Raw genomic sequence first — 3,637 nt, forward strand, 5'->3', positions numbered from 1 at the left:
GCACGATAGCCGCGATGAGCACCGAGACGACGGGCACCGCCGCCCGAGACGGAGAAGCAGGCCGCAGCGGGACGGGTGGGTCGCTGTTCGTCCGGGCGTGCTGGCGCGAGCCCGGCCCGCACGCCCCGGTCTGGTTCATGCGCCAGGCCGGCCGCTCCCTGCCGGAGTATCGCGAGATCCGCAAGAACGTGGGGATGCTGGAGTCCTGCCGCCGACCCGAGCTGGTCGCCGAGATCACCCTCCAGCCGGTACGCCGGCACGGCGTCGACGCGGCGATCCTGTTCAGCGACATCGTGGTGCCGGTGGCCGCCGCCGGGGTGGACCTGGACATCGTCGCGGGCACCGGGCCGGTGGTGGCCGAGCCGGTGCGCACCGCCGCCGACGTCGAGCGGATCCGGCCGATCACCCGCGACGACGTCTCCTGCGTCGACGAGGCGGTGCGGCTGCTCGTCGCCGAGCTGGGCGACACCCCGCTGATCGGCTTCGCCGGCGCGCCGTTCACGCTGGCCAGCTACCTGGTCGAGGGCGGGCCGTCGCGGACCCACGCGAAGACCAAGGCCCTGATGTACGGCGAGCCGGAGCTGTGGCACGCCCTGTGCGCCCGACTGGCCGAGGTGACGCTCGCGTTCCTGCGGGTGCAGGTCGACGCCGGGGTGTCGGCGGTGCAGCTGTTCGACTCGTGGGCCGGGGCGCTGTCCGAGGCAGACTATCGGCGCTACGTGCTGCCGCACTCGGCGCGGGTGCTGGCCGGACTGGCCGACGCGGGGGTGCCCCGGATCCACTTCGGGGTGGGCACGGCCGAACTGCTGCCCGCCATGGGCGAGGCCGGCGCGGACGTGGTCGGCGTGGACTGGCGTACGCCGCTGGACGTCGCGTCCCGCCGGATCGGTGCCGATAAGGCGGTGCAGGGCAACCTCGACCCGTGCGTGCTGTTCGCCCCGTGGCCGGTGGTCGAGGCCGAGGTGCGGCGGATCCTCGCCGAGGGTCGGGCGACCCCCGGCCACGTGTTCAACCTCGGTCACGGCGTCCTGCCAGAGACCGATCCGGATGTGCTGACCCGGGTGGTCGCGCTGGTGCACGAGGTGTCCGCGCGTCCGGGCGAGTAGCGGGGTGAGCGTGCGGCAGCGGTGGCGGGTGGCGATCGTCGGAGGCGGGATCACCGGGCTGGCCGCAGCCGTCCGGCTGGCCGACCGGGCCCCCGCCGGCACCGAGGTCACCGTGTACGAGCAGTCCGGCGCGCTCGGCGGGAAGCTGCGTACCGGCGAGCTGGCCGGCGGGCCGGTGGAGTTCGGCGCCGAGTCGTTCCTGATGCGGGACCCGGCCGGCGGCGAGTCGGCCGCGGTGACCCTGGTCCGCCGGCTCGGCCTGGCCGGCGACCTCGCGCACCCGAGCGTCGGGCAGGCCGCCCTGGCCGTCGACGGGGGGCTGCGCCCCATCCCGGGCGGGACGCTGGTGGGCGTGCCCGGGGATCTGGCGAAGGTGGCGGCGGTGGCCGAGCCCGCCGCGGACGCCGACCGCGACGGCGGCCGGCCGCTGTTGGCCCCCGACGCGGACGTTCCGGTCGGGGCGCTGGTCCGGGCCCGGTTCGGCGACGCGGTGACCGACCGGCTGGTGGACCCCATGCTCGGCGGCGTCTACGCCGGCCGGGCCGACGACCTGTCCCTGGCCACCACGATGCCGGCGCTGGCCCGCGCGGCGCGGGTGGAGCACACTCTCCTCGGCGCGGTCCGCGCGGCGCAGGCCGCCGCGCCGCGCGCCCCTGGCGAGCCGGTCTTCGGCACCCTGGTCGGCGGGCTGAGCCGGCTGGTCGAGGCCGCCGCCACGGCCGGCGGGGCGACGATCCGCCGGGACGCGGCCGTGCGGGAGTTGACGCCGACGGCGACCGGCTGGCGGCTGACCGTCGGCCCCACCCGTGACCCGGAGCTGGTCGACGCGGACGCCGTGCTGCTGGCCGTGCCGGCCCGCCCGGCAGCCCGCCTGCTGGCCGGCGTCGCCGACCTCGCCCCCTGGGTCGCCACGACGGTCGGCGCGCTGGACTATGCCAGCGTCGCGCTGATCACCCTCGCGCTGCCCCGCCCGGAGCTGCCAGCGCTGTCCGGGTTCCTGGTGCCGGCGACCGAGGAGCTGCTGATCAAGGCGTCGACGTTCCTCACCACCAAGTGGGGGCACCTGGCCCGGCCGGACGGGCTGGCCCTGGTCCGCGCCTCCGTGGGCCGGTACGGCGAGGAGGCGTCCCTTCAGGTCACCGGGGACGACCTGGTGGAGGTGGTGCACCGGGAACTGTCGAAGGTGCTCGGCACGCCACTGCCCGCGCCGGTGGCCAGCCACGTGCAGCGATGGGGCGGGGCGCTGCCGCAGTACGCCCCGGGGCACCTCGACCGGGTGGCCGCCGTGCGGTCGGCGGTGCGCGGTACGCACCCCACGCTGGTCCTGGCCGGCGCCGGCTACGACGGCGTCGGCATTCCGGTCTGCGTCCGCTCCGGCGAGACGGCGGCCGAGGAGATCATCAAGGCACTGGGAGGATCGGCATGACCGAGCAGACCAACGCGGCGCGGCTGCGGGAGCTGAACGAGAGCATCCGCTACACGATGTGGTCGGTGTACCGGGCGACCAGCCCGCTGCCGTCGCTGCGCGAGAACGTCATCGGCGAGGTCGAGGGGCTCTTCGCGGAGCTGGCCGGCAAGGACGTGACGGTGCGTGGCACGTACGACGTCGCCGGGCTGCGCGCCGACGCCGACCTGATGATCTGGTGGCACGCCTCGACCAGCGACGCGCTCCAGGACGCGTACCTGCGGTTCCGCCGGACCACCCTGGGCCGGGCGATGACCCCGGTGTGGTCGCAGTTGGCGCTGCACCGCCCGGCGGAGTTCAACAAGAGCCACATCCCGGCGTTCCTGGCCGGCGAGCAGGCCCGGGCGTACCTCTGCGTCTACCCGTTCGTCCGCTCCTACGAGTGGTACCTGCTGCCGGACGCGGAGCGGCGCGAGCTGCTGGCCGAGCACGGGAAGATGGCTCGGGGGTACCCGGACGTGCGGGCCAACACCGTCGCCTCGTTCGCCCTCGGCGACTACGAGTGGATGCTCGCCTTCGAGGCCGACGAGCTGCACAGGATCGTGGACCTGATGCGTGACCTGCGGGCGTCGGGGGCCCGCCGGCACGTCCGGGAGGAGATCCCGTTCTACACGGGCCGCCGTCGCGCGATCGCCGACATCGTCACCTACCTGCCGTGACGTCCTGACGCAAGGAAGGGCCCCCTGTCAACGCATGACGTTGTACAGGGGGCCCTTCTTGACGCGCTGCCGCGTCAGGCGGGCGCGGTGTTGCGGGCCTGTCGGGCGGGCGCGGTGCTGCCGGCCGTCAGAGCGTCGGCGTGCAGGTCGGCGTCGGCGCGGTGTTGGCGCCGGTCGAGGAGGCGACGAACCCGAACGACGTCTTGCCCCTGGCGGCCAGGGACCCGTTGTACGGGGCGTTGCGGGCGGTCACCGTCGACCCGCTGCTGGTGACCGTCGAGCTCCAGTACGAGCTGATCTGCTGGCCGTTGGCCCACGTCCAGGTCACCGTCCAGCCCTTGATGGCCGACGATCCGGCGGTCACGTCGATCTCGCCCTGGAACCCGCCGTTCCAGGAGGAGGTGGTC

The 3,637-nt window shown here is 74.7% G+C and carries 4 protein-coding genes; 3 read left to right on the plus strand and 1 reads right to left on the minus strand.

The features are described 5' to 3' along the window. Positions 1-14: 14 nt before the first annotated feature. Genes hemE through hemQ form a run of 3 tightly spaced genes read left to right on the plus strand, consistent with a single transcriptional unit; the run spans position 15 to position 3,230 of the window. Positions 15-1,106, plus strand: coding sequence for a uroporphyrinogen decarboxylase (hemE, locus tag E1258_RS30950; protein ID WP_207919863.1), 1,092 nt, complete (start codon positions 15-17; stop codon positions 1,104-1,106). 10 nt (positions 1,107-1,116) lie between these two features. After that, a complete protein-coding gene (gene hemG, locus E1258_RS30955) occupies positions 1,117-2,532 on the plus strand; it encodes a protoporphyrinogen oxidase (RefSeq protein ID WP_132407339.1) in 1,416 nt (471 codons plus the stop codon). Continuing rightward, positions 2,529-3,230, plus strand: coding sequence for a hydrogen peroxide-dependent heme synthase (gene hemQ, locus E1258_RS30960; protein WP_132407334.1), 702 nt, complete (start codon positions 2,529-2,531; stop codon positions 3,228-3,230). Before hemG ends, hemQ begins: the two co-directional genes overlap by 4 nt. A gap of 127 nt (positions 3,231-3,357) precedes the next feature. On the opposite strand, the gene E1258_RS30965 is transcribed toward hemQ, so the two are convergent. Continuing rightward, positions 3,358-3,637, minus strand: a 280-nt coding sequence (locus E1258_RS30965; RefSeq protein ID WP_207919861.1) for a cellulose binding domain-containing protein, incomplete at its 5' end; no start/stop codon positions are given.

This window comes from Micromonospora sp. KC207 (assembly GCF_004348615.1).
GTDB lineage: Bacteria > Actinomycetota > Actinomycetes > Mycobacteriales > Micromonosporaceae > Micromonospora.